Annotated in this window: 22 protein-coding genes and 1 tRNA gene; 16 read left to right on the top strand and 7 right to left on the bottom strand. The window is 65.7% G+C overall.

Features of this window, described 5'->3' with window-relative positions:
• On the top strand, nt 1-915 hold the full coding sequence (locus AC1DFC_RS25635) for an EamA family transporter (RefSeq protein WP_413335804.1): 915 nt from the start codon (nt 1-3) through the stop codon (nt 913-915).
• Between the two features lie 112 nt (nt 916-1,027).
• Here AC1DFC_RS25635 and AC1DFC_RS25630 read toward each other — a convergent pair whose 3' ends face one another.
• The 4 genes from AC1DFC_RS25630 to AC1DFC_RS25615 form a co-directional block, all read right to left on the bottom strand.
• Nucleotides 1,028-1,666 (bottom strand): LysE family translocator, encoded by a 639-nt coding sequence (locus tag AC1DFC_RS25630; RefSeq protein ID WP_413314657.1) that lies wholly within the window; start codon nt 1,664-1,666, stop codon nt 1,028-1,030.
• Complete coding sequence (locus AC1DFC_RS25625; protein ID WP_413335806.1) at nt 1,663-2,304, bottom strand: RnfABCDGE type electron transport complex subunit B; 642 nt, start codon at nt 2,302-2,304, stop codon at nt 1,663-1,665. The genes AC1DFC_RS25630 and AC1DFC_RS25625 overlap by 4 nt, the downstream gene beginning before the upstream one ends.
• Before the next feature lie 20 nt (nt 2,305-2,324).
• Nucleotides 2,325-3,731, bottom strand: a complete 1,407-nt coding sequence (locus AC1DFC_RS25620) for a polyhydroxyalkanoate depolymerase (RefSeq protein WP_007828179.1) — start codon at nt 3,729-3,731, stop codon at nt 2,325-2,327.
• 154 nt (nt 3,732-3,885) lie between these two features.
• Complete coding sequence (locus AC1DFC_RS25615) at nt 3,886-5,082, bottom strand: amino acid aminotransferase (protein WP_413335808.1); 1,197 nt, start codon at nt 5,080-5,082, stop codon at nt 3,886-3,888.
• A 105-nt stretch (nt 5,083-5,187) separates the two neighbouring features.
• On the opposite strand from AC1DFC_RS25615, the gene uvrB reads away from it, so the two are divergent.
• The 14 genes from uvrB (at nt 5,188) to AC1DFC_RS25545 (ending at nt 16,633) form a co-directional block, all read left to right on the top strand.
• The gene (uvrB, locus tag AC1DFC_RS25610; RefSeq protein WP_478180231.1) at nt 5,188-7,305 is read left to right on the top strand and encodes an excinuclease ABC subunit UvrB; all 2,118 of its coding nucleotides are present in this window, start codon (nt 5,188-5,190) and stop codon (nt 7,303-7,305) included.
• A 246-nt stretch (nt 7,306-7,551) separates the two neighbouring features.
• Nucleotides 7,552-8,088, top strand: coding sequence for a Fe-S cluster assembly transcriptional regulator IscR (iscR, locus tag AC1DFC_RS25605; protein WP_007828186.1), 537 nt, complete (start codon nt 7,552-7,554; stop codon nt 8,086-8,088).
• Nucleotides 8,089-8,170: 82 nt separating this feature from the next.
• Complete coding sequence (locus AC1DFC_RS25600; RefSeq protein ID WP_007828187.1) at nt 8,171-9,391, top strand: IscS subfamily cysteine desulfurase; 1,221 nt, start codon at nt 8,171-8,173, stop codon at nt 9,389-9,391.
• A gap of 50 nt (nt 9,392-9,441) precedes the next feature.
• Entirely contained in the window at nt 9,442-9,861 is a 420-nt protein-coding gene (gene iscU, locus AC1DFC_RS25595; protein ID WP_007828189.1) for a Fe-S cluster assembly scaffold IscU, read from the top strand.
• 1 nt (nt 9,862) lies between these two features.
• Nucleotides 9,863-10,186: an iron-sulfur cluster assembly protein IscA gene (iscA, locus tag AC1DFC_RS25590; RefSeq protein ID WP_007828190.1), complete on the top strand. Its 324-nt coding sequence runs from the start codon at nt 9,863-9,865 to the stop codon at nt 10,184-10,186.
• A 153-nt stretch (nt 10,187-10,339) separates the two neighbouring features.
• Nucleotides 10,340-10,858, top strand: a complete 519-nt coding sequence (hscB, locus tag AC1DFC_RS25585; protein WP_007828191.1) for a Fe-S protein assembly co-chaperone HscB — start codon at nt 10,340-10,342, stop codon at nt 10,856-10,858.
• A gap of 4 nt (nt 10,859-10,862) precedes the next feature.
• Complete coding sequence (hscA, locus tag AC1DFC_RS25580) at nt 10,863-12,725, top strand: Fe-S protein assembly chaperone HscA (protein ID WP_478180230.1); 1,863 nt, start codon at nt 10,863-10,865, stop codon at nt 12,723-12,725.
• A gap of 9 nt (nt 12,726-12,734) precedes the next feature.
• Nucleotides 12,735-13,073, top strand: coding sequence for an ISC system 2Fe-2S type ferredoxin (gene fdx, locus AC1DFC_RS25575; protein ID WP_007828193.1), 339 nt, complete (start codon nt 12,735-12,737; stop codon nt 13,071-13,073).
• Between the two features lie 12 nt (nt 13,074-13,085).
• Nucleotides 13,086-13,793 (top strand): DNA polymerase III subunit epsilon, encoded by a 708-nt coding sequence (gene dnaQ / locus AC1DFC_RS25570; RefSeq protein WP_007828194.1) that lies wholly within the window; start codon nt 13,086-13,088, stop codon nt 13,791-13,793.
• A 75-nt stretch (nt 13,794-13,868) separates the two neighbouring features.
• Nucleotides 13,869-13,943 (top strand) — tRNA-Val (locus AC1DFC_RS25565).
• A gap of 204 nt (nt 13,944-14,147) precedes the next feature.
• Nucleotides 14,148-14,270 carry a hypothetical protein gene (locus AC1DFC_RS25560; protein ID WP_007828195.1) on the top strand — a complete coding sequence of 41 codons (123 nt, stop codon included), beginning with the start codon at nt 14,148-14,150 and terminating at the stop codon, nt 14,268-14,270.
• A gap of 31 nt (nt 14,271-14,301) precedes the next feature.
• Nucleotides 14,302-15,405: an NAD(P)/FAD-dependent oxidoreductase gene (locus tag AC1DFC_RS25555; protein WP_478180229.1), complete on the top strand. Its 1,104-nt coding sequence runs from the start codon at nt 14,302-14,304 to the stop codon at nt 15,403-15,405.
• Between the two features lie 154 nt (nt 15,406-15,559).
• Entirely contained in the window at nt 15,560-15,856 is a 297-nt protein-coding gene (locus AC1DFC_RS25550; RefSeq protein ID WP_007828200.1) for a glycine zipper domain-containing protein, read from the top strand.
• A gap of 54 nt (nt 15,857-15,910) precedes the next feature.
• The gene (locus AC1DFC_RS25545) at nt 15,911-16,633 is read left to right on the top strand and encodes a phage holin family protein (RefSeq protein ID WP_007828202.1); all 723 of its coding nucleotides are present in this window, start codon (nt 15,911-15,913) and stop codon (nt 16,631-16,633) included.
• Between the two features lie 19 nt (nt 16,634-16,652).
• Here the strand turns inward: AC1DFC_RS25545 and AC1DFC_RS25540 are convergent, their stop codons facing one another.
• Nucleotides 16,653-17,732, bottom strand: coding sequence for a quinone-dependent dihydroorotate dehydrogenase (locus AC1DFC_RS25540; protein WP_478180228.1), 1,080 nt, complete (start codon nt 17,730-17,732; stop codon nt 16,653-16,655).
• 40 nt (nt 17,733-17,772) lie between these two features.
• Between AC1DFC_RS25540 and rpiA the strand changes: the two genes are divergently transcribed.
• Complete coding sequence (gene rpiA / locus AC1DFC_RS25535) at nt 17,773-18,477, top strand: ribose-5-phosphate isomerase RpiA (protein ID WP_007828206.1); 705 nt, start codon at nt 17,773-17,775, stop codon at nt 18,475-18,477.
• A 25-nt stretch (nt 18,478-18,502) separates the two neighbouring features.
• On the opposite strand, the gene AC1DFC_RS25530 is transcribed toward rpiA, so the two are convergent.
• Entirely contained in the window at nt 18,503-19,144 is a 642-nt protein-coding gene (locus tag AC1DFC_RS25530; RefSeq protein ID WP_007828208.1) for a glutaredoxin family protein, read from the bottom strand.
• A gap of 30 nt (nt 19,145-19,174) precedes the next feature.
• Nucleotides 19,175-21,232: a M3 family metallopeptidase gene (locus AC1DFC_RS25525; RefSeq protein ID WP_007828209.1), complete on the bottom strand. Its 2,058-nt coding sequence runs from the start codon at nt 21,230-21,232 to the stop codon at nt 19,175-19,177.
• Nucleotide 21,233: the final 1 nt, after the last annotated feature.

Below are 21,233 nucleotides of genomic sequence, written 5' to 3'. Positions count from 1 at the left end.
ATGCCGACTCTCGCTTCTCCCGCCCAAGCTGCACCCATTGCCGCGCGCCCTGGGCTGCCGCCGCTGCTGCTGTGGCTCTGCCTCGCCGCCACGTGGGTGGTCTGGGGCTCGACCTACCTCGCGATCAAGTACGCCCTGATCAGTTTTCCGCCGTTTCTGCAGATGGGCTCGCGCTTCCTGTTCGCGGGCGTGCTGCTGGCGCTCTGGATGCGCTGGCGCGGCGCGCCGTGGCCATCGCTCGCGCAGTGGCGCAATGCCTTCGTCGTCGGCGCGCTGATGCTCGGCGGTGGCATGGGCGGCACGGCGAATGCCGAGGTGTCGATCGGCTCGGGGCTGGTGGTGGCGTTCATCGCGGTGATCCCGCTGCTGATTGCGCTGATGAACCTGATCTGGGGCGTGAAGCCGTCGCGGCTGGAGGCCGCTGGCATCGCGCTCGGCCTCGTCGGCGTGCTGATGCTGACGCAGGGCAGCGGTTTCCGTTCCTCGCCCGACGGGCTGATCGCCATCTGCATCGCCTGCGTCTGCTGGTCGCTGGGCAGTGTGCTGAGCCAGCGCAGCCTGCTGCTGGCGCCCGGCGCGATGGGCTTTGCGAGCGAGATGCTTTGCGGCGGCCTGGTGCTGATGGGGCTTGCCGCGATGTCCGGCGAAACGATGAGCTGGCCGCTGCAGCCCGAAGCGGTCGCCGCGTGGATCTACCTCGTGGTGTTCGGTTCGCTGATTGCCTTCAACGCCTACATGGTCCTGCTCGCGAAGGCGCCTGCTGCGCTGGCCGCGAGCTACACCTTCGTCAATCCGGTGATCGCGATGCTGCTGGGCGTGTGGATCGCCAACGAGACGGTCACTCGCTTCGAGTGGTACGCCGTGGCCGTCGTCTTGGCTGGTGTGCTGCTGATGCTCTTCAAGCGAAGAGCATGAAACTCGATTTCCGGTAACACCGCGGAACCGGCTTTGCCGGGCCGCAGGTGTTGCCCCCGGAAGGGGGGTGGCGGAGCGACACGAAGTGCGCGAAGCCTGGGGGAGAGCTTTGCTATGCGCCGGGGCGGCGCCACACCGCAAGCGTAGCCGCGAGCAGCCACATGCCGGCTGCGCAACTGCGGTTCATGGCCTTGAGGCCGCGCTGCGAGAGAAAGCGCACGGCCTGCGTGCCGGCCGACGCATAGGCCAGCATCACGCAGGTGTCGAGTGCGACGAACACCGTGCCCAGCAGCAGGTACTGCGGGCCTTGCGGCTTCGCGATGTCGATGAACTGCGGCAGGAAGGCAGCGAAGAACAGCACCGTCTTCGGATTCGACAATGCCACCGCGAGGCTGCGCATCAGCGCCACGCGGCCCTGTGGCCGGACCTCGAGCGGCGACTTGGCCAGCGCCGTGCCGAGGTCGGCGGCCTCGCTGCGCCAGAGCTTGATGCCCAGCCACACGAGGTACGCCACGCCGGCGATGCGGATCGCGTTGAAGAGCCACTCCGAAGCCGCGAGCAGCGAGCCCAGCCCGAGCGCGACGACGGCGATCAGCGTGACGCTGCCGAGCGACGCGCCGGCAATCCCCCAACTTGCACGGCGCATGCCGCCTTCGATGCCGTTGGACAGCGCCAGCAGCATCGTCGGCCCCGGAATCAGGGCCAACGCGAGCGAGGCGACGACGTAGATGAGCAGGGTGTCGAGTGTCATGGCTTGGTGGTGGTCGGCGGGCGTTGTCGTTGTTGCGAGGCGGCGCGGGCACGCGCCAGTGCGGCTTCGACGATGGCGCGCTTGCGGGCGCCGGCGTCTTGCAGGGCTTCGGGCTCGGGCGCCTTGTCGGCCAGCCGCGCGTCGGTGTTGCGGTGCCGGCCATGCACCTCGTAGCGGCGCCGCGCGCTGACAGCTTGTTCAGTCGACCAGGCCTGCCAGCCACTGAGGCCGGGCGTCTCGACTTCGAGCGAGATGCAGTCGACGGGGCAGACCGGAATGCACAACTCGCAGCCCGTGCAGTGGGCTTCGATCACGGTGTGCATCCGCTTGTTGATGCCGACGATGGCGTCGGTGGGGCAGGCATCGAGGCACAGCGTGCAGCCGATGCACCAGGCTTCGTCGATGACCGCCATGGCGCGCGGGCCTTCGGTGCCGAATTGGGCATCGAGGGGAAGGGCGGCGCGGCCGGTGAGTTGCGCGAGCCGCTCGATGCCTTCGGCACCGCCCGGCGGGCACTGGTTGATGCCGGCCTCGCCGCCGGCCACGGCCTGGGCGTAGCTTGCGCAATCCGGGTAGCCGCACCGCGTGCACTGCGTTTGAGGCAGCGCGTCGTTGATGCGTGCGGCGAGCCCGTCCATGGGGTGAAGCTGCGCGCGCTTCAGCGCGCAGTCGGCCTTTTCTTCACGGCCACGCTCGCGGCCTTCTTCACTGGAACTTTCTTGGCCGCGACGGCGGCTGCCTTGCGCTCCGGCTTGATCGTGTCCTCTGCTGCGAGGCCGCCACGGTTGCCGGCACGGCTTTGCGGCTGGTCGTTGGCCGCGATGAACTTCAGCACCTTCGGATAGACCAGTTCGCGCCAGCGGCGGCCGCTGAAGATGCCGTAGTGGCCTGCGCCCTTGACTTCGTAGTGCTCGCGCTTGTCGTCGGCGATGCCGGTGCACAGGCTGTGCGCGGCTTCGGTCTGGCCCGAGCCCGAGATGTCGTCGAGTTCGCCTTCGATCGTGAGCAGGGCGGTGGAATGGATGTCCTGCGGATGCACGCGCTCCACCTGGCCCTTGGGGTTCTTGACGTCCCAGGTGCCATTGACCAGGTTGAACTCCTGGAACACGGTGCGAATGGTCTCGAGGTAGTAATCGGCGTCCATGTCGAGCACGGCGTTGTACTCGTCGTAGAACTTGCGGTGCGCCTCGGCACTGGCGTCGTCGCCCTTGATCAGGTCCTTGAAGTAGTCGTAGTGGCTGCTGGCGTGGCGGTCGGGGTTCATTGCCACGAAGCCGGTGTGCTGCAGGAAGCCGGGATAGACCTTGCGGCCTGCGCCGGGGAAGCCCTGCGGTACGCGATAGATCACGTTGTTCTCGAACCACTCGAAGCTCTTGTTCATCGCGAGGTTGTTGACCGCGGTGGGCGACTTGCGCGCATCGATGGGCCCGCCCATCATGGTCATGGTCAGCGGCAGCTGCTCGCCGCGGCTGGCCATCAGCGACACGGCGGCCAGCACCGGCACGGTCGGCTGGCACACGCTCACCACGTGGCAGTTGCCATATTCGGCCTGCAGGCGGCGGATGAACTCCTGCACATAGTTGATGTAGTCGTCGAGGTGGAACTCGCCTTCCGACAGCGGCACGAGGCGCGCGTTCTTCCAGTCGGTGATGTAGACCTTGTGGTCCTGCAGCATGGTGCGTACGGTGTCGCGCAACAGCGTGGAGTAATGGCCCGACAGCGGCGCCACGATCAGCACCACGGGCTGGCTCTTGAGCGTCTTGAGAATGTGCGGCTCGTCGGTGAAGCGCTTGAAGCGGCGCAGCTCGCAGAACGGCTTGTCGAGCTCGACGGCCTCCTGGATCACCACATCTTCACCGTCGACCTTCACCGACTTGATGTTGAACTCGGGCTTCTCGTAGTCCTTGCCGAGCCGGTAGAGCAGGTCGTAGCCGGCGGCCATGCGCTGGGCCATGGGCACCTGGCCCCACACGGCGCCCTGGCCGTAGAGCTTGGAGGCCGCCTGGGCGAAGTCCGAGAAGGGCTCCATCAAGGAACGCTGGGCTTCGTAGAGTTGGTAGAGCATCGCTGGTGTTGGAGTGGAATGTTGCGGTGCAATATATCAGCGCCGTCGGCAAGGTGCAGGGGCCTTACCCCTACGTAGATCCCCCACCGGGACCATTTTTCACCAAATGTGAAGGAATTGTCGTGAAACGAATTCCCTCACATCTAGCTGACCGTCAGATGACCTTGGCAATCGACGCGCAGACGTAGTCGATGTTCTTGCTGTTGAGCGCGGCCACGCACATGCGACCGGTGTCGGTGCCGTACACGCCGAACTCGTTGCGCAGGCGCACCATCTGGTCCTTGGTCAGGCCCGAGTAGCTGAACATGCCGATCTGCGTGGTGATGAAGCTCATGTCCTGTTTCACGCCTGCAGCCTTGAGGCCGTCGACCAGCTTCTGGCGCATGGCCTTGATGCGCACGCGCATCTCGCCGAGTTCCTTTTCCCAGAGGGCGCGCAGCTCGGCGTTGTTGAGCACTGCAGCCACCACGGCGCCGCCGTGCGTGGGCGGGTTGCTGTAGTTGGTGCGGATGGCGATCTTGAGCTGCGACAGCACGCGGCCCGCTTCTTCCTTGCTTTCGCACAGCACCGACAGGGCACCCACGCGTTCGCCGTACAGGCTGAAGCTCTTCGAAAACGAGGTCGACACGAAGAAGGTCAGGCCGGCATCGACGAACTTGGCGACGGCCGCGCCGTCTTCCTTCAGGCCGTAGCCGAAGCCCTGGTAGGCCATGTCGAGGAAGGGCACGAGGCCCTTGGCCTTGACGGCGGCGACCACCTGGTCCCACTGGGCCGAGGTGATGTCGTAGCCGGTCGGGTTGTGGCAGCAGGCATGCAGCACGACGATGGTGCCGGCCGGCGCCGCGTTCAGGGCGGCCAGCATGCCGTCGAAGTTGATGCCGCGCGTGGCTGCGTCGTAGTAGGGGTAGCTTTCGACTTCGAAGCCCGCGTTGGTGAACAGCGCGCGGTGGTTTTCCCAGCTCGGGTCGCTGATCAGCACCTTGGCGTTGGGGTTGAGCCTCTTCAGGAAGTCGGCGCCGACCTTCAGGCCGCCGGTGCCGCCGATGGCCTGGATGGTGGCGACGCGGCCCGAGGTGACGGGTTCGCTGTCGGCGCCGAAGACCAGCGCCTTCACGGCGTTGTCGTACGCGGCAATGCCGTCGATCGGGAGATAACCGCGCGCCGTGGGCGCTTTCATCATGTTCTGCTCGGCCGCCTGCACGCACTGGAGCAGGGGCAGTTTGCCGTTGTCGTCGTAATAGACGCCGACGCCGAGATTGACCTTGCTGGGGTTGGTATCGGCTGCAAATTGCTCGTTGAGGCCGAGGATCGGGTCGCGCGGTGCCATTTCGACCGCGGTGAACATAGACATGGAAAGGTCCTTTGGGATGAAAGCTGCGCTGCAACCGGAGGAGGCTTTATCCTTTCCGGTTGCCTTGAATTTTACCGGCGCGAGCGCCACCTGTCGGGAACAGCCATGCCAGAGAACAACGAAGCCATAGCAGACCTGAAGAAACTGGACCCGATCGGCCCGGCGAAACAGGGGGAATTCGTCCGCTATCCGGGCTCGCCCTTCGAGCTTTTCCAGCCCTATCCGCCGGCCGGCGACCAGCCGACGGCCATCGAGGGGCTGGTCGAGGGCGTGATCGACGGCGAGGTGTTCCAGACCCTGCTGGGCGTGACCGGTTCGGGCAAGACCTACACCATGGCCAACGTGATCGCCCGGCTGGGCCGCCCGGCCATCGTGTTCGCGCCCAACAAGACGCTGGCGGCGCAGCTCTACAGCGAATTCCGCGAGTTCTTCCCGAAGAACGCCGTCGAGTACTTCGTCAGCTACTACGACTACTACCAGCCCGAGGCCTACGTGCCGCAGCGCGACCTGTTCATCGAGAAAGACTCGTCCATCAACGAGCACATCGAGCAGATGCGGCTGTCGGCCACCAAGAGCGTGCTGGAGCGGCGCGACACGGTGATCGTGGCCACGGTAAGCGCCATCTACGGCATCGGCACGCCCGAGGACTACATGGAGATGCGGCTGATTGCCCGCGTCGGCGACAAGGTCGGCCAGCGCGACCTGATCTCGCGGCTGATCCGCATGCAGTACCTGCGCAACGAGCAGGACTTCGCCCGGGGCACCTTCCGCGTGCGAGGCGACACCATCGACGTGTTTCCGGCCGAGCACAGCGAACTGGCGATCCGCTTCGAACTGTTCGACGACGAGATCGAGTCGCTGCAGCTCTTCGACCCGCTGACGGGGCGCATCCGGCAGAAGGTGCCGCGCTTCACCGTGTATCCGTCGAGCCACTACGTGACGCCGCGCGACAAGGTCATGGCGGCGGTGGAAACCATCAAGATCGAGCTGGGCGAACGGCTCAAGGAACTGGTGGGCGCGGGCAAGCTGGTCGAGGCGCAGCGGCTGGAGCAGCGCACCCGCTTCGACCTCGAGATGCTCGCCGAAATCGGCCACTGCAAGGGCATCGAGAACTACACCCGCCACCTCTCGGGCGCTGCGCCGGGTGAGCCGCCGGCCACGCTGACCGACTATCTGCCGAAGGACGCGCTGATGTTCCTCGACGAGAGCCACCAGATGATCGGCCAGCTCGGCGGCATGTACAACGGCGACCGGGCGCGCAAGACCACGCTGGTCGAATATGGTTTTCGCCTGCCGAGCGCGCTGGACAACCGCCCGCTCAAGCTCGAGGAGTTCGAGACCCGCATGCGCCAGTGCATCTTCGTCTCGGCCACGCCGGCGCAGTACGAGAAGGACCATGCCGGCAACGTGGTCGAACAGCTGGTCAGGCCCACCGGGCTGATCGACCCCGAAGTCGAGGTGCGGCCCGCCACGCACCAGGTGGACGACGTGCTGGGCGAGATCCGCATCCGCGTCGAGAAGAACGAGCGCGTGCTCATCACCACGCTGACCAAGCGCATGGCCGAGCAGCTGACCGATTACCTGGGCGACAACGGCGTGAAGGTGCGCTACCTGCACAGCGACGTGGACACCGTCGAGCGGGTGGAAATCCTGCGCGATCTGCGCCTGGGCACTTTCGACGTGCTGGTGGGCATCAACCTGCTGCGCGAGGGGCTCGACATTCCCGAGGTTTCGCTGGTGGCGATCCTCGATGCCGACAAGGAGGGCTTCCTGCGCGCCGAACGGTCGCTGATCCAGACCATTGGACGGGCTGCGCGGAACCTGAATGGCAAGGCCATCCTGTACGCCGACCGGATGACCGATTCGATGAAGAAGGCCATCGACGAAACCGAGCGCCGCCGCGCCAGGCAGATCGCCCACAACGAAGCCAATGGCATTACGCCGCGCAGCATCGTCAAGCAGGTGCGCGACCTGATCGACGGCGTCTACAGCGAGAAGACCGGCAAGGAAATGGCCAAGCTCGACCTGGAACGCGCCAAGGTCGAGGACATGAGCGAGAAGGACGTCGCCCGGGAAATCAAGCGGCTTGAAAAGCAGATGCTGGAACACGCCCGCAACCTCGAATTCGAGAAGGCGGCCCGGGTGCGCGACCAACTGGCGCTGCTGCGGGAGCAGGCATTCGGGGCGTCGGGCGGCGACAACATCGCGATCCTGCCGCAGTAGGCGAACGGCGCTAGTTCGGAGGTTCGCATTCTTCAAGCGAACCGCGCTGGGGTTTACCCCAGCGCGGTTCAGGGCCTTCTGCTATACTTGACCGAAATACTCAACAACAAAAAAAGAACTTCGCGATGAAGGACCGACTCCCACCGGCTGGTTCACCAGCGTCAGGGATCGGACAGGGCGGAGACGAAGTCACCGCGGTCCAGACCACGGTGTCATTTCAACGGTAAGCACTTGAAGGAGCTTGCGATGCGTCTCACTACCAAAGGCCGTTTTGCGGTCACAGCAATGATCGATCTGGCGTTGCGTCAGAACACCGGTCCGGTCACGCTGGCTGCGATCAGCCAGCGGCAGCAGATTTCGCTGTCGTACCTCGAGCAGCTGTTCGGCAAGCTGCGCCGCCACGAGCTGGTCGAGTCGACCCGCGGCCCCGGCGGCGGCTACAGCCTCGGTCGCAAGGCTGCGGATATCACCGTGGCCGACATCATTGTTTCCGTCGATGAGCCTATCGATGCCACCCAGTGCGGCGGCAAGGAAAACTGCCTGGGCGAAGCCGGCCGCTGCATGACGCACGAACTCTGGGCCTCGCTGAACCAGCGCATGGTCGAGTTCCTTGATTCCGTCACCTTGCAGAAGCTGGTCGACGACCAGATCGCCAAGGGCGTGCAGATCGAGAACAAGCCGGTCGTCAAGCGTGCCATCTCGGCGCAGCCGGTGGTCAAGCCGATTCGCGTGAATGCGCCGAATTCGGTGTTCGCCCTCGGCAACGCCTTCGCCAAGTCCTGAGACCTGATTTCCGGCGGCGCCTCCGGGCGCCGGCACGAGCAGCCCAGATCAAGAAACAACCCCCCGCCAGCACGAGCCAGCCATGGACGTAACTCCTCATTTCCCGATCTATCTCGATTACGGCGCCACCACGCCGGTCGACCCGCGTGTGGTCGACGCCATGATTCCCTGGTTGCGCGAACACTTCGGCAATCCGGCATCGCGCAGCCATGCCTGGGGTTGGGAGGCTGAAGAGGCGGTCGAGAAAGCGCGCGGCCAAGTGGCTGAGCTGATCAACGCAGATCCCCGCGAAATCGTGTGGACCTCGGGTGCGACCGAGTCGATCAATCTCGCGCTCAAGGGTGCGGCCCATTTCTACAAGGGCAAGGGCAAGCACCTGATCACGCTGAAGACCGAGCACAAGGCCGTGCTCGATACCATGCGTGAACTGGAGCGCCAGGGCTTCGAGGTCACCTACCTCGACGTCGAGGAAAACGGCCTCGTCGACCTCGAGAAGTTCAAGGCGGCCATTCGTCCCGACACCATCCTGGCCAGCGTGCTGTTCGTGAACAACGAGATCGGCGTGATCCAGGACGTGGTCGCGCTCGGCAATGCCTGCCGCGAAAAGGGCGTGATCTTTCACGTCGATTCGGCCCAGGCCACCGGCAAGGTCGAGATCGACATCACGAAGCTGCCCATCGACCTGATGAGCCTCGCTTCGCACAAGACCTACGGCCCCAAGGGCATCGGCGCGTTGTACGTGCGCCGCAAGCCGCGCATCCGCCTCGAGGCGCAAATGCACGGCGGCGGCCACGAGCGCGGCATGCGCTCGGGCACCCTGCCCACGCACCAGATCGTCGGCATGGGCGAGGCCTATCGCATCGCCAAGCTCGAGATGAAGGACGACATCGCCCATGCACGCAGCCTGCAAAAGCGCCTGCTCGACGGCCTGAAGGACGTCGAACAGGTGTTCATCAACGGCGACCTCGAGCACCGCGTGCCGCACAACCTGAACATGAGCTTCAACTACGTCGAAGGCGAGTCGCTGATCATGGGCATCAAGGGCCTGGCGGTGTCGTCGGGTTCGGCCTGCACCTCGGCCAGCCTCGAGCCCAGCTACGTGCTGCGCGCCCTGGGCCGCAGCGACGAGCTGGCCCACAGCAGCCTGCGCATGACCATCGGCCGTTTCACGACCGAGGAAGAAATCGACTACGCCATTTCGACCATCAAGCACAACGTTGCCAAGCTGCGCGAGCTGAGCCCCCTGTGGGAGATGTTCCAGGACGGCGTCGACATCAGCACGATCCAGTGGTCGGCCCACTGATACAGGGCAGCCCAAGGCTCCACGATTGAACAAAGTTTGAGAGGTACACCATGGCATATTCTTCCAAGGTCATCGACCACTACGAAAATCCCCGCAACGTCGGCTCCTTCGAAAAGGGCGACGATTCGGTCGGCACCGGCATGGTCGGCGCACCGGCCTGCGGCGACGTGATGAAGCTGCAGATCAAGGTCAACCCCGAAACCGGTGTGATCGAAGACGCACGCTTCAAGACCTACGGCTGCGGCTCGGCCATTGCCTCGTCGTCGCTCGTGACCGAATGGGTCAAGGGCAAGACACTCGACGAAGCGGCTGCGCTGAAGAACGCGCAGATCGCCGAAGAGCTGGCGCTGCCGCCCGTGAAGATCCACTGCTCCATCCTGGCCGAAGACGCGATCAAGGCCGCCGTGAGCGACTACAAGGCCAAGCACGGCGTCAAGACCGCCGAGTCCGCTGCCGAAGCCGTCCACTGACATGGCCGTTACGCTGACCGAAGCCGCTGCGCGACACGTCACCCGCTACCTCGGCAAGCGAGGCAAGGGCGTGGGCGTGCGGCTGGGCGTGAAGACCACGGGCTGCTCGGGCCTGGCCTACAAGCTCGAGTACGTGGACGAGTTCACGCCTGAAGACGTGGTGTTCGAAGACCACGGCGTGAAGGTGCTGGTCGACCCGAAGAGCCTGGCCTACATCGACGGTACGCAGCTCGACTTCGTGCGCGAAGGCCTGAACGAAGGCTTCAAGTTCATCAACCCGAACGAGCGTGATCGCTGCGGTTGCGGGGAAAGCTTTCGCATTTGATGCGTCGTCGCTGAGCGCGACCACAGCCGCCACCATGTCATGTGCTGGCGGTTTTTTCTTGATCCATATGAGCCCCCACGTTCGGTACTTTGTGTCCTCACTGCCCCCCGAGGGGGCGCAGACCGCCTTTGGGGCGGCCCGGCAGGCAGTCTGATGAACCTGAACGACACCGACTTTCAACTGTTTGCCGTCCCGGCGACTTTCGCGCAGGACCGCGCCGCGCTCGACGCGCGCTGGAAAGAACTGCAGCGCGAGGTTCACCCGGACCGCTTTGCCGCGCAGGGCGCCGCGGCGCAGCGCGTGGCCATGCAATGGTCGGTGCGCATCAACGAGGCCTACCAGCGGCTCAAGGACCCGATCCGCCGTGCCAGCTACATCTGCGAATTGCACGATGCGCCGCTGAACACCGAGAACAACACGGCGATGCCGGCGGAATTCCTGATGCAGCAGATGGAGTGGCGCGAGGCGCTGGACGACATCGACAGCACCGCCGCGCTCGACAAGTTGCTGGCCGAGGTCGAAGCTGCTCGCGCACGCGCACTCTCGTCCCTCGACTGGCTGATCGACGAAAAAGGCGACTACCCCGCCGCCGCGCAGCAGGTGAGAGCCCTCATGTTCATTGAGCGCTTCGGACAGGACGTCGAAGCCAAATTCGATCAATTGGGACAATAAGGGCATGGCTCTTCTTCAGATTTCCGAACCCGGCCAGGCGCCCGACCCGCATCAGCGCCGCATCGCCGTGGGCATCGACCTTGGCACCACCCATTCGCTGGTCGCCGCGGTGCGCAACGGCGTGGCCGAATGCCTGCCCGACGACAAAGGCCGCGTGCTGCTGCCTTCAGCGGTGCGCTACCTTGAAGGCGATCGCCGCCAGATCGGCTTCGATGCAGCGGCCGCGCGCGCGCAGGACCCCGCCAACACCATCACCTCGGTCAAGCGGCTCATGGGCCGCGGCCTCGCCGACATCGCGAACCGTGACGCCATGTCGTACCGCATCGGCGGCGACGATGGCGGCATGGTGAAGGTGCACACCTCGGCCGGCGAGAAGTCGCCCGTCGAAATCAGCGCCGAAATCCTGGCCACGCTGCGCTTTCGCGCCGAAGACACCTTCGACGACGAGCTCTACGGCGCCGTCATCACCGTGCCGGCGTATTTCGACGAAGGCCAGCGCCAGGCGACCAAGGACGCCGCGCAGCTGGCCGGCCTCAACGTGCTGCGACTGATCAGCGAGCCTACCGCCGCGGCGATCGCATATGGACTGGACAACGCGAGCGAAGGCGTCTACGCGGTTTACGACCTGGGCGGCGGCACATTCGATATTTCGATCCTGCGGCTCACTCAGGGCGTGTTCGAGGTGATTGCCACGGGTGGCGACTCCGCCCTCGGCGGTGACGACTATGACCATGCTCTGGCCGGCTTGGTGCTTGCCCAGACGGGCCTGCACGCCGACAGCGATGCCGACAAGGCGGCGTTGCTGGTTGCCGCGCGGGCCGCGAAAGAGGCGCTGACCGATTCGGAATCCACCGTATTCCGCGCGGAAGTGGCAGGCGCAGCCGCCAGCCTCGAGCTGACGCGCGAGCAGTTCTACACCGCCACCCAGTCGCTCACCGACCGCACCATCGCCGCCGTGCGCAAGGCGCTGCGCGACGCGAAGCTCAAGCCCGACGACCTGAAAGGCATCGTGCTGGTCGGCGGGTCCACCCGCATGCCGCAGGTCCGGCGCGCCGTTGCCGATTTCTTCGGCCGCGAACCGCTGGTCAACCTGAATCCCGACGAGGTCGTGGCTCTCGGTGCTGCCATCCAGGCCAACCAGTTGGCCGGCAACAACGGTGCGGGCGAGCTGCTGTTGCTCGACGTGATCCCGCTGTCGCTCGGCATCGAGACCATGGGAGGGCTGGTCGAGCGCATCGTGCCGCGCAACCAGACCATCCCGACCGCGATGGCGCAGGACTTCACGACGTATCAGGATGGCCAGACCGCGTTGGCGCTGCACGTGGTGCAGGGCGAGCGCGACCTCGTGTCCGACTGCCGCAGCCTCGCGCGCTTCACGCTGCGCGGCATTCCGCCGATGGTGGCCGGCGCGGCGCGCATCCGTGTGACCTTCACGGTCGATGCCGACGGCCTGCTCAGCGTGAGCGCGAAGGAGCAGGGCAGCGGCGTTGAAGCCAGCGTGGCGGTCAAGCCGTCGTACGGCCTGTCGGACGACCAGATCGCGACCATGCTGCAGGAAAGCTTTTCCACCGCGCAGCAGGACATGCAGACCCGCGCACTCGTGGAAGCACGCGTCGATGCCGACCGCATGCTGCTGGCCACGCAGAGCGCGCTCGATGCCGACGGCGACCTGCTCAGCGTCGAGGAGCGCGCGGTCATCGACGCATCGATGGCGCAGTTGCGCGAGGCCGCCAAGGGCAGTAACGAGGCCGCCGCCATCGACGCGGCCACCAAGAAGCTGGCCGATGACACCGAGGCCTTCGCCGCCCAGCGCATGAACGCGGGCATTGCGCGCGCGCTTGCCGGGCGCAAGGTCGAATCTCTCTAGAACAACAACATGCCCACGATCAAGATCTATCCGCATCCCGAATACTGCCCGCAAGGCGCCGAGATCACCGCGCCGGCCGGCACCTCGATCTGCGAGGCCCTGCTCGACAACGACATCAACATCGAGCACGCGTGCGAGATGAGCTGCGCGTGCACCACCTGCCACGTGATCGTGCGGGAGGGCTTCAATTCGCTCAATGAGGCAGAAGAGGGCGAGGAAGACCTGCTCGACCGTGCCTGGGGCCTGGAGCCGCAGTCGCGCCTGAGTTGCCAGTCGATCCTGGCGCAGGAAAATGTGACGATCGAGATTCCCAAGTACTCGATCAACCACGCCAAAGAGAATCACTGAAAGAGCCACCGCATGTCGCGCCAGATCGTCCTCGACACCGAAACCACCGGCCTTTCCGCCGAGAACGGCGACCGCATCATCGAGCTCGGCTGCGTGGAGCTCTTCGCCCGCAAGCTCACCGGCAACGACCTGCACATCTACTTCAACCCCGAGCGCGAGAGCCATGAAGACGCGTTGAAGGTTCACGGCCTGACGACCGACTTCCTGCGCGACAAGCCGAAGTTCGCGACGCTGGCCAACGACATCGTTGAATACCTGCGCGATGCCGAGCTGATCATCCACAACGCGGCCTTCGACGTCGGCTTTCTCAACAAGGAGTTCGAGCGCGCCGGATTGCCGGCGCTGCGCACCTTCGTCAGCGAAGTGACCGACACGCTGGCAATGGCCAAGCAGGTCTACCCCGGCAAGCGCAATTCGCTGGATGCGCTGTGCGACCGTTTCGGCGTCGACCGCTCCAACCGCACCTTCCACGGCGCCAAGCTCGACGCGCAGCTGCTGGCGGACGTGTACATCAACCTCACGCGCGGTCAGGATGCGCTGCTGATCGACGTGGCCTCGAACGAGCCCGCGCAAGGTACAACCGTGGTGGCCATCGACCTGAGCCAGTTCGAGCTGCCGGTGATCATGGCGGCCGAGCACGAACTGACCGCGCACGAGGCGGTGTTGGTGCAACTCGACAAATCGAGTGGCGGTCGCACGCTGTTTCGGGAAAACGGCTGAAAAGCTATGGCATAATCTGAGGCTTCGCACAACGCGATACGTTTTCAAGACGCTGAAGGCAAACAGCAGCGTTTCGGGCGGTTAGCTCAGGGGTAGAGCACAGCATTCACACTGCTGGGGTCGGAGGTTCGAAACCTCCACCGCCCACCAAATCAAAAAGCGACCTGGATTTCCAGGTCGCTTTTTTGTTGCGCGTTTTCTTCTGGATCCACTGCGCGCCGAACAGGTCGGGTTCTGCGGCATGCCCGGCGTGCGGCACATGAGCTGTCGGTCCGCACCGACGGCAAGTGCAGCCAAGGGCCGTTTGAACTTTCCATGTCGGAGTTCTAGAACCAATGGGAAAGGAGCGCCACCATGGCCACCCATCCCGACCTTCCGACACCTGTCACACCGGATCTGCCCGTCGAGCCCGACGAAGGGCCGAGCACACCACCCGACGAACCCACCGATCCCGAGCCGCCGCCCTCCGTAAAGTGATTCCACGCGCGGGCCGCGCTAAGCTCGCGCGATGGAAGAAATTGATTGCGCCGTCATCGGCGCCGGTGTGGTGGGACTGGCAGTGGCGCGCGCCTTGGCGCTCGCCGGGCGGGAGGTGCTGGTGCTCGAATCCGAAGGTGCGATAGGGACGGGCACGAGTTCGCGCAACAGCGAAGTCATTCATGCAGGCATCTACTACCCGCAGGGCTCGCTGAAGGCGAAGCTTTGCGTTGAAGGGAAGGAGTTGCTGTACGCCTATGCGGCGGAGCGCGGTGTGCCGCATCGACGCTGCGGCAAGCTCATCGTGGCGACATCGCCGGGGCAGGCGGACCAGCTCGATGCCATTCGGGTCAAGGCTGCGGCGAACGGTGTCGGCGACCTGGCGATGCTGACCGCGCAGCAGGCCGGTGCGCTGGAGCCGCAGTTGCATTGCGTCGCGGCGCTGCATTCGCCAAGCACCGGTATTGTCGACAGCCATGCCCTCATGCTGAGCCTGCTCGGCGATCTGGAGAACGCAGGCGGCATGCTGGCGCTGAAATCGTCCATCACGCGCGCCGAATGTGGCGCTGGGGCTGTTGTCCTGATCGCGGAGGACGGCACGGCGTTGCGTTGCCGTAGCGTGGTCAATGCGGCAGGTCTCGGTGCCCCTGCGTTGGCGCGGTGCTTCGGGGGCCTGCCGCCTTCGGCGGTGCCCGTGGAGCACTTTGCCAAGGGCAATTACTTCACTCTGTCGGGGCGTGCGCCGTTCGGGCGCCTCGTCTATCCCGTGCCCGAGCCCGGCGGATTGGGCGTACACCTCACGATCGACCTGGGCGGCCAAGCCAAGTTCGGGCCCGACGTGCAGTGGGTGTCCTCGCCTGGCGACCTGGTGGTGGACCCGACGCGCGGCGACGGTTTCTATGCCGAGGTGCGCAAGTACTGGCCCGCGCTGCCCGACGGTGCCTTGATTCCGGGCTATGCGGGGATGCGGCCGAAGATCTCGGGCCCGGGCGAGCCGGCGGCGGACTTCATGATCGACGGACCCGATTCGCATGGCATACAAGGGCTGGTCAATCTCTTCGGTATCGAGTCGCCGGGCCTCACGAGCAGCCTGGCCATCGGGCGGCACGTCGCGCGCCTGCTGGCGGGTGAATGAAGCGTGCTAGTACGCAATGAAGTCGCATCTCGCACCAAAGTCTGACCATCTGTCGCGCCCGAGGGCCTTTTGTGCCTGTAACATGACAGGACGCCATCGCTGGCGTGAAAGCCGCCGGCGCGGTGCCGGTGTCATCAATGGAGGAAAGATTCCAATGAGTGCATCCCAAAATCTTGAAGCAGCGGCCGAAGACATCGCAAGCGACGTGCGCGGCGTGCTGGCAAGCAAGGACCTGGATTCGGTTCCCCACATCAAGGCGCTGCGCCAGCGCATCGACACCAAGCTGGCCATCGCACGCGAACTAGCGGCCGAGAAGAGCAAGCTCGCTGCCAAGAAGGCCCGCGAAGCGGCCAACTCCGCCAACGCCTACGCCCATGACGAACCATGGCAGATCGCCGGTGCTGCACTGGCTGTCGGCGTGCTGGTGGGCCTGCTGCTTGGCCGCCGCTGACCTGAGCATTCGCCGCCGCAGCATCGTTCGCCCGGACATGGCCGGAGCCAGCCCATGAGGCTGTCGTCCCTGTTCGGGCTGAACGCCCGGATTCGCCGGCTGCGCATCGCCGCCGCCGAAGGCGCGCTGGCGGCCGAAGACCGGGTGCAGCTGCTGCGCATGGCCTGGGAGGACGAGAAGCAGCGCCTCAAGCTGTTGCTTGTCTTCAGTCTGGCCGTGTTGGGGCTGACCACGGTCACGGTGGCTCTGCTGTCCGTGGCGGTGGTGGTTCATTTCTGGGAAACGCCCCACCGCATCGTGGCCGCATGGTCGGTGGCGGGGGTGTGGATCGTGCTTTGGCTGGCAGCCGCCATCGGCTTGCTGCTGTCGCTGCGCAACGCATCCAACAGCTTCGTGCCGGCACGCCGCGAGTTCGAACGCGACTGGGCCTGGGTCCAGGACCGTTTCGGCCTCGGCAAGGACCCTGAGCAGGACGAAGAGGCGCCGCGCCCCCCGCGGCCTGCCACGCGCGAGGAACTGCTGGCGCGCATGGAGCGTCAGCGCGAGCGCATCGCGACGTTGCAGGGTGGACGCGAGCAGGCGCAGCCGGTCGGCGGTTCAGGCGAGGGCGAAGCGCCTCCGCCCAACGAATCGGCGGCCGCCGCGGCACTGCGCATTGCACGTGCGCATCCGGTGGCTACCGGCGTCGTTGCTGCGGCCGCCGTGGTGGTGATCCGGCCGAAGCGCCTGCTGCGTTGGGCCGCGGTCATCGCGCCAATACTCTGGCGCATGCGCTGAAAGAGACGAAGAAAGAAGCTCAGGCCTGGCTGCGATCCCGCAGCAGCGCCTGGGCGGCTTCGCGCACCAGCGCAGGGCCGCGGTAGATCAGGCCGGTGTAGATCTGCACCACGTCCGCACCCGCGGCGATCTTGGCCTTGGCATCGGCTGCGCTCAGGATGCCGCCGACCCCGATGATCGGAAAACCCGACCCGAGCGCCGCACGCAACTGGGCGACAACGCGGTTGCTGGCCTCGCGCACCGGCGCACCCGACAGTCCGCCCGCTTCATCCGCATGCGGCAGGCCCTTGACCGCATCGCGCGCGAGCGTGGTGTTGGTGGCGATCACGCCGTCCATGCCATGGCGCTTCAGCGTGGCGGCGATCACCGCCACCTGGGCCTCGTCGAGATCGGGGGCGATCTTCACGAACAGCGGGGAGCGCTTGTTGTGGCGCGCGGCCAGCGCCTCGCGCCGTTCGGCCACCGCGCCGAGCAGCGCATCGAGCGCCTCATCGCTCTGCAGCGTGCGCAGGTTGGCGGTGTTGGGGCTCGAGATGTTGATCGTCACGTAGTCGGCGTGCGGGTATACGCCGTCGAGGCAGAGCAGGTAGTCGTCCACCGCGCGCTCGATCGGCGTGGCGGCGTTCTTGCCGATGTTCAGGCCCAGCAGCATCGGCGACGTGGTGCCCCTGCCGGTCTTGCGGAAACGCGCCTTCTGCACATTGGCCAGGAAGGCGTCGAGTCCTTCGTTGTTGAAGCCGAGCCGGTTGATCAGCGCATCGCGCTGCGGCAGCCGGAACATGCGAGGCTTGGGGTTGCCCGGCTGCGCCTTCGGCGTCACCGTGCCGACTTCGACGAATCCGAAGCCCATGGCGGCGAAGGCGTCGATGCAGCGGGCGTTCTTGTCAAGCCCGGCCGCCAGGCCCACGCGGTTCGGAAAGTGCAGGCCGGCGAGCTGAATCGGGTCGTTCACGCGCGGTGCCGAATAGGCGCAGGCCAGCGGCGTGTTCTGGGTGCGTGCCAGGCCGTCCAGCGTGAGTTCATGGGCGTGCTCGGGGTCGAAGCCGAACAGGAAAGGGCGGGCCAGGCCGTAGAGCGAAGAGGGCATCAGCAGGGGCATCGGATAATTCTGAACTTCTATGAGCCAAGGATTCTCCGCGATGACCGCACCCGCCACCCCAACCCCTCTTTCTCAGGATGAACTCAAGGCCCAGGTCGGCCTTGCCGCGCTGGCCTACGTGGTCAAGGGCGAGATCGTCGGCGTCGGAACCGGCTCCACGGTGAACAAGTTCATCGACGCGCTGGCCACCATCAAGGACGAGATCAAGGGCGCTGTCTCCAGCTCGGTAGCCTCGACCGAGCGCCTGCGCGCACTGGGCATCCCGGTGTTCGACAGCAACGAGGTGGAAGAACTGGCTGTCTACATCGACGGCGCTGACGAAATCGACCACCGCGGCTTCATGGTGAAGGGCGGTGGCGCCGCGCTCACGCGCGAAAAGATCGTGGCGGCGCAGTCGCGCAAGTTCATCTGCATCGCCGATGCGTCCAAACTGGTCGATGCGCTGGGCGCGTTTCCGCTGCCCGTGGAGGTGATTCCGATGGCCGCGCGCCGGGTGATGCGCCAGTTCGCGAGCATGGGTGGCATCGCCCAGGTGCGCGAGAAGGACGGCCTGCCGCTGGTTACCGACAACGGTCAGCACATCGTGGACGTGACTGGCCTGCGGATCACCGATCCGCTGGCCTTCGAGTCCGAGGTGAGCCAATGGCCTGGCGTGGTGACGGTGGGCGTCTTTGCGCACCAGAAAGCCGACGTGTGCCTGCTGGGTACCCCGACGGGCGTGAAGACGATGCAGTTCGCCCGATGATCCGCGGCCGCGAACGCGGCCTGGGTCAGAACTTGATGCCGGCCGGGTTGCTTGGGGTCGGTTCGCTCGAGGCGGGAGGCGGCGACGCGGGCTGCGCAGCCGGTGCCGCAGGGGCCCGGGTTGCGGGTGCTGCCTGTTGCGCGATCAGTGGCCGCGCCAGGCCGTTGCGATAGCCCGCGGGCAGGCTGTTGCTCTTGGGATAGCCGGCCGCGTCGAGGTACTGCGACCACTCGGCATCCGAAAAGCCCTTGAGCTGCTGCGATCCGATGGTCAGCAGCGGCAGCGAACTCTGGCTGCTCAGGCGCTGTAGCGCCTGGACTTCCTCGTTGCTCTTGACGGTTCGCTCTTCGAACGGGATGCCGCGCGTGACAAGCAGCGAGCGTGCCGTGCTGCAGGGGCCGCATTCGTCGCTGCTGTACAGGGTGACGGGGTAGCGCTGCGCCACCTGCCGCAGTTCATACGGCAGGCCCGCATTGGCGGGCGTGGTGACGCCGCCCTGCGGCCCCGAAGCCGCTTCGGTGCTGGCGGTCGGAGCGCGATCTGAAAAGGTGACCTTGCCGTTTTTGTCGACCTGGCGGTAGATGGGCTGTGCCATCGCGCCCGCGGCAACGAGCGCAAGGGCGAGGCCGCTCAGGCGATGCAGTGAGAGTTTGTGAATCGGATGCATCGCCCGAGTATCGCAAGCTTCAGCGCCGCATCAAACGGGCTGGGGCTCCGCCATGCCCTGATGTCGCAGCAGCGCATCAAGCTGGGGCTCGCGGCCGCGGAAGGCCTTGAAAGAATCCATGGCGCTGCGGCTGCCGCCGGCCTCCAGGATGGCCTGGCGGTACTTGCGGCCGGTCTCGATGTTCGGCTCGCCGTCGGCGCCCACGGTTTCCTCGAAGGCCGCGTAGGCGTCGGCACTCAGCACCTCGGCCCACTTGTAGCTGTAGTAGCCGGCCGCGTAGCCGCCCGAGAAGATGTGGCTGAAGGTATTCGGCGTGCGGCTGAACGGCGGCGAGGGCATCACGGCCACCTCGGCGCGCACCTTGCCGAGCAGCGCCATCACATCGCCGGGCTTGGCCGCCGCTGCGTGGTACTCGGTATGCAGCAGCATGTCGAACAGCGAGAATTCGATCTGGCGCAGCGTCTGCAGGCCGCTCTGGAAGTTCTTGGCGGCCGTCATCTTGTCGAACAGCGCGCGCGGCAGCGGCTCGCCGGTGTCGACGTGGGCGGTCATGTGCTTGAGCACGTCCCACTCCCAGCAGAAGTTCTCCATGAACTGGCTCGGCAGCTCGACCGCGTCCCACTCGACACCGCTGATGCCCGAGACGTCGCGCTCGTTCACCTGCGTGAGCATGTGATGCAGGCCGTGGCCGAACTCGTGGAAGAGGGTGGTCACGTCGTCGTGCGTGAGCAGCGGCGGCTTGCCGTCGACGCCGCTGGCGAAGTTGCACACCAGCTGCGCAACCGGCGTTTGCAGCACGCCGTTGTCGGGGCGTAGCCAGCGGGCGCGCACATCGTCCATCCAGGCGCCGCCGCGCTTGGCGGCGCGCGCGGAGGGGTCCAGGTAGAACTGGCCGACCTTCTGGCCGGCGCGCTCGATGCGATAGAACTCCACGCTCGGGTGCCACGTGGGCGCCGAGTCGCGGCGGATCGACACCTCGAACAGCGTCTCGACGATCTTGAACAGCCCGGCCATGACCTTCGGCGCGGGGAAGTACTGCTTCACCTCCTGCTCGCTGAAGGCATAGCGCGCTTCCTTGAGCTTTTCGCCGATGTAGTTCCAGTCCCAGGGTTGCGGGTCGGTGATGCCCAGTTGCTCCGAGGCGAAGACCCGCAGGTCGGCCAGGTCGCGCTCGCCATAGGGCTTGGCCTTGGTGGCGAGATCGCGCAGGAACTTGACGACTTGCTCGGGCGATTCGGCCATCTTCGGCACGACGGACAGCTCGCCGTAGTTCCTGTAGCCCAGCAGCTTCGCTTCTTCCTCGCGCAGCGCGAGGATCTCCGTGATGAGCGCCGTGTTGTCGAAGGCGGCATCGCCGAATTCGCTGGCGCGCGTGACGTAGGCGCGGTAGAGCTTCTCGCGCAGCGCGCTGCTCCTGGCGAACTGCATCACCGGCAGGTAGCACGGCATCTTGAGCGTGAGCTTGTAGCCTTCCTTGCCCTCGGCTTCGGCGGCTGTGCGAGCGGCGCTCACGACGTCCTCAGGCACGCCCTCGAGCTCGCCCAGCGAGGCGTAGTAGGCAAAGGCATCGGTCGCGTCGAGTGCGTTCTCGCTGAACTTCTGGCTCAGCTCGGCCTGGCGCTCCTGGATGTCGGCGAAACGCTTCTTGGCGTCGCCCTGCAGTTCGGCGCCGCCGAGCACGAAGTTGCGCACGGCGTTCTTGTGCGCCTGGCGCTGCTCGGGGTTGAGCGTGGCCGGATCGATGGCCTTGTATTTGGCGTACAGGCGCTCGTCGGAACCCAGGCGGGTCCAGAACGCGGTGACGCGCGGCATGGCCTCGTTGTAGGCAGCGCGCAGCTCCGGCGTGTCGGCCACGGCATTGAGGTGGCCGACGGCACCCCAGGCGCGGCTGAAGCGTTCGGAGGCCACGTCGAGCACCCTGGAGATCGCGTTCCAGTCGGCCGGGAATTCGGACGCCGTTACCGTCTGCAGCGCGGTCTCGGCATCGGCCAGCAGGGTGTCGACCGCGGGCGACACATGCTCGGGCCTGATGCGATCGAACAGCGGGAGATCGGTGAAGTCGAGGAGTGGGTTGTTCGTGGTGGCCATG

This window comes from Variovorax sp. 10L421 (assembly GCF_056395365.1).
Note: the sequence above shows the minus strand (reverse complement) of the source record. Positions and strands in the feature narration are given on the sequence as shown.

What these genes read in the sequence shown, in the direction of transcription:
- AC1DFC_RS25600 (WP_007828187.1), top strand. Translation starts at nt 8,171, where the DNA reads ATGGACGTAACTCCTCATTTCCCGATCTATCTCGATTACGGCGCCACC.
- uvrB (WP_478180231.1), top strand. Translation starts at nt 5,188, where the DNA reads ATGCCAGAGAACAACGAAGCCATAGCAGACCTGAAGAAACTGGACCCG.
- AC1DFC_RS25550 (WP_007828200.1), top strand. Translation starts at nt 15,560, where the DNA reads ATGAGTGCATCCCAAAATCTTGAAGCAGCGGCCGAAGACATCGCAAGC.
- AC1DFC_RS25560 (WP_007828195.1), top strand. Translation starts at nt 14,148, where the DNA reads ATGGCCACCCATCCCGACCTTCCGACACCTGTCACACCGGATCTGCCC.
- AC1DFC_RS25635 (WP_413335804.1), top strand. Translation starts at nt 1, where the DNA reads ATGCCGACTCTCGCTTCTCCCGCCCAAGCTGCACCCATTGCCGCGCGC.
- AC1DFC_RS25620 (WP_007828179.1), bottom strand. Translation starts at nt 3,731, where the DNA reads ATGCTCTACCAACTCTACGAAGCCCAGCGTTCCTTGATGGAGCCCTTC.
- iscU (WP_007828189.1), top strand. Translation starts at nt 9,442, where the DNA reads ATGGCATATTCTTCCAAGGTCATCGACCACTACGAAAATCCCCGCAAC.
- rpiA (WP_007828206.1), top strand. Translation starts at nt 17,773, where the DNA reads ATGACCGCACCCGCCACCCCAACCCCTCTTTCTCAGGATGAACTCAAG.
- iscR (WP_007828186.1), top strand. Translation starts at nt 7,552, where the DNA reads ATGCGTCTCACTACCAAAGGCCGTTTTGCGGTCACAGCAATGATCGAT.
- AC1DFC_RS25555 (WP_478180229.1), top strand. Translation starts at nt 14,302, where the DNA reads ATGGAAGAAATTGATTGCGCCGTCATCGGCGCCGGTGTGGTGGGACTG.
- dnaQ (WP_007828194.1), top strand. Translation starts at nt 13,086, where the DNA reads ATGTCGCGCCAGATCGTCCTCGACACCGAAACCACCGGCCTTTCCGCC.
- iscA (WP_007828190.1), top strand. Translation starts at nt 9,863, where the DNA reads ATGGCCGTTACGCTGACCGAAGCCGCTGCGCGACACGTCACCCGCTAC.
- fdx (WP_007828193.1), top strand. Translation starts at nt 12,735, where the DNA reads ATGCCCACGATCAAGATCTATCCGCATCCCGAATACTGCCCGCAAGGC.
- AC1DFC_RS25625 (WP_413335806.1), bottom strand. Translation starts at nt 2,304, where the DNA reads ATGGACGGGCTCGCCGCACGCATCAACGACGCGCTGCCTCAAACGCAG.
- AC1DFC_RS25545 (WP_007828202.1), top strand. Translation starts at nt 15,911, where the DNA reads ATGAGGCTGTCGTCCCTGTTCGGGCTGAACGCCCGGATTCGCCGGCTG.
- hscB (WP_007828191.1), top strand. Translation starts at nt 10,340, where the DNA reads ATGAACCTGAACGACACCGACTTTCAACTGTTTGCCGTCCCGGCGACT.
- AC1DFC_RS25615 (WP_413335808.1), bottom strand. Translation starts at nt 5,082, where the DNA reads ATGTCTATGTTCACCGCGGTCGAAATGGCACCGCGCGACCCGATCCTC.
- AC1DFC_RS25525 (WP_007828209.1), bottom strand. Translation starts at nt 21,232, where the DNA reads ATGGCCACCACGAACAACCCACTCCTCGACTTCACCGATCTCCCGCTG.
- AC1DFC_RS25540 (WP_478180228.1), bottom strand. Translation starts at nt 17,732, where the DNA reads ATGCCCCTGCTGATGCCCTCTTCGCTCTACGGCCTGGCCCGCCCTTTC.
- hscA (WP_478180230.1), top strand. Translation starts at nt 10,863, where the DNA reads ATGGCTCTTCTTCAGATTTCCGAACCCGGCCAGGCGCCCGACCCGCAT.
- AC1DFC_RS25630 (WP_413314657.1), bottom strand. Translation starts at nt 1,666, where the DNA reads ATGACACTCGACACCCTGCTCATCTACGTCGTCGCCTCGCTCGCGTTG.
- AC1DFC_RS25530 (WP_007828208.1), bottom strand. Translation starts at nt 19,144, where the DNA reads ATGCATCCGATTCACAAACTCTCACTGCATCGCCTGAGCGGCCTCGCC.